This is a genomic window from Borborobacter arsenicus (genome assembly GCF_003934165.1).
Taxonomy (GTDB): Bacteria; Pseudomonadota; Alphaproteobacteria; order Rhizobiales; family Rhizobiaceae; genus Pseudaminobacter; species Pseudaminobacter arsenicus.
Window position 1 is genome coordinate 1 of the sequence record NZ_RKST01000083.1, and the last position, 2,539, is coordinate 2,539.

Annotated in this window: 2 protein-coding genes; both read right to left on the reverse strand. The window is 66.9% G+C overall.

The annotated features are described in order from the left end of the window. Positions 1 to 305: 305 nt before the first annotated feature. Positions 306 to 1,499, reverse strand: a complete 1,194-nt coding sequence (locus EET67_RS25215; RefSeq protein ID WP_128628901.1) for an IS91 family transposase — start codon at positions 1,497 to 1,499, stop codon at positions 306 to 308. A 3-nt stretch (positions 1,500 to 1,502) separates the two neighbouring features. Beyond that, on the reverse strand, positions 1,503 to 2,411 hold the full coding sequence (locus EET67_RS25220) for a tyrosine-type recombinase/integrase (protein WP_128628902.1): 909 nt from the start codon (positions 2,409 to 2,411) through the stop codon (positions 1,503 to 1,505). Positions 2,412 to 2,539: the final 128 nt, after the last annotated feature.

Sequence of the window (2,539 nt, forward strand, 5' to 3'; positions counted from 1 at the left end):
CGCGAAGAGTTTCGGGCGCCGGCAGGCGTACGAAAGTCCCCGAGGAAGGAACCCGCGGGCCACAGTCGACGGCTATGGTGATTTCGGATTTCGGCCGATGTCGGCGTTGGCGCGGCCGCCGCTGGGAAGCGCCGAGGTGGATGCGGACAGGCCGCTTCGTTGCTCCATCGCGCGGTATTTGCGGCCCGGAACTGGTCCGGCTGGACGCATGTCGGCGTCAGCGTTTGCCGTGGGCGCGCGTGTGTCCGTTGCCGGAGGCGCAGCGGCTGCGGCTGCGGCTGATGCGTGGATCATGCCGTTCCGGGTCATGGAGCGGTCTCCCGGCTTGTCGCCGTTGCGTACGGCGGTCCGCGCGGTTGTCTCCATCGCTCGAACACCTCGACGACGATCATGCGTCCGCCGCAGCAGGGGCATGGCGGGCGGAAGTCCTCAGGTTCGTCAGGATCACCGAGGTCGGGCGGCGCGGCGACATCCAGGAGTTCGCGTGCCAACGCGAGGCTGGCCTTGCGGGCGGAGCCGGCGAGCAGACCGTAGTGCCGGATGCGGTGAAAGCCGCGCGGGAGGACATGGAGCAGGAAACGGCGGATGAACTCGTCGGCCGCAAGTATCATCACCTGCTGGCGATCAGATTCGGCGCGACGGTAATTTTTGTAGCGGAAGGTGACGCCGGTCGCGTCGAAGGCGATCAGCCGGCTGTTCGAGATCGCGACCCTGTGGGTGTAGCGCGCCAGGTAGGCGAGCACCGCCTCCGGCCCGGCGAAGGGCGCCTTGGCGTAGACCACCCATCGCTTTCCCCGCACGGCAGCAAGGTGGCGCAGGAAGGCTCGTCGCTCGGCGAGGTGTGCGATCGATCCGAAGAAGGCGAGCCGCCCAGCCTCGTGCAGTGCGGCCAGGCGGGTGAGGAAGAGCCGTCGGAACAGCTTGCCGAGCATGCGCACCGGAAGCAGGAAGGCCGGCCGCGAGGAGACCCATCGGCTTCTGTCCGGCGCAATGCCGCCGCCCGGCACGATCATGTGGACGTGCGGATGGTGGGTCATCGCCGATCCCCAGGTGTGGAGCACGGCGGTGATGCCAATGCGCGCGCCGAGGTGCTTGCGATCGGCGGCGATGGTCAGCATCGTCTCCGATGCCGCCTTGAACAGCAGGTCGTAGAGGAGCGCCTTGTTCTGGAAGGCGATGTCGGCGATCTCGGCCGGCAACGTGAAGACAACGTGGAAGTAGCCGACTGGCAACAGGTCGGCCTCGCGCTCGGCAAGCCATGTCCGCGCCGCCGCGCCCTGACACTTCGGGCAGTGCCGGTTGCGGCAGGAGTTGTAGGCGATGCGCCACTGGCCGCAGTCCTCGCAGGCCTCGACGTGACCGCCAAGGGCAGCGGTGCGGCAATGCTCGATCGCCGACATGACCTTGAGCTGGGTGAGGCTCAGGTGGCCGGATTGAGCGGCCCGGTAGGCAGGTCCTGCTGCACGAAAGATGTCGGCGACCTCGATCGAGGTCCGCACGGCTCAGCCGTTGGGCGAGCTCTCTCTTGGTTTGAATAGGCCGAGCTTGTCGAACGGGCTTGTAACCGTGCGCACCGTCTTGGTCGCAACCTTGGCGTAGAAGGCGGTGCTGTTCAGCTTGGCGTGTCCGAGCAGGACCTGGATGATCCGGATGTCGGTGCCGTCCTCCAATAGATGGGTCGCGAAGCTATGACGTAGCGTATGCGGCCCGACGCGCTTGGCGATGTCAGCGACCTGTGCTGCCTCGACGACCACTCGGTAGAGCTGCCGCGTGCTGATCGGCTTCATCGCGTGCTGCCCGGGGAACAGCCAACCGTCGCGGTGCATCACGCCCTGCTGCCGCCCGGCCTTCCACCACTCACGCAGAAGTGCGAGCAGGTCCTCCGAGAGCATCGCATTGCGGTACCGTCCACCCTTGCCACGCTCGACGCGCAACAGCATGCGCTCGCTGTCGACGTCGGCGACCTTCAGCGTCGACACCTCCGCGACCCGCAAGCCCGCGCCATAGGCGACCGACAACGCGGCCTGGTGCTTGAGGCAGGTTGTGGCGTTGAGGAGCCGGGCAACCTCGTCGCGGCTCAGCACCACGGGCAGCCTGCGCGGATGCGCCAGCCGGACGAGCCGGCGAGCCAGGTCCGGGCGGTCGAGCGTGTGGGTGAAGAAGAAGCGCAGCGCCGACACGATGCTGTTCATGGTCGGAACAGGAACGCCATCCTCCTGCTGCTCGATCTGGAACCGGCGCAGGTCGTCGGCGGTAGCAGTGTCCGGTGAACGCCCGAGGAACGTCGCCAGGCGTCCGATGTCGCGGAGGTAGTTGCGCTGCGTCTCGCGTGAGAAGCGCCGCATGTTCATGTCGTCGATCAGCCGCTGGCGCAGCAGGCTGACGGGTGCGTCGAGAATGATATGGGACATGGTCAAGGCTCCTTGTTGAAGAAGCCCGTCATGCTCTGCCGCCACCGCACGACGCTCAATGCAAGCGCGACGTCTGGCCAGTGTCCTCTACCTCAACCGCAGGCGCCCTCCCGCGCAGCGGTTCGTTC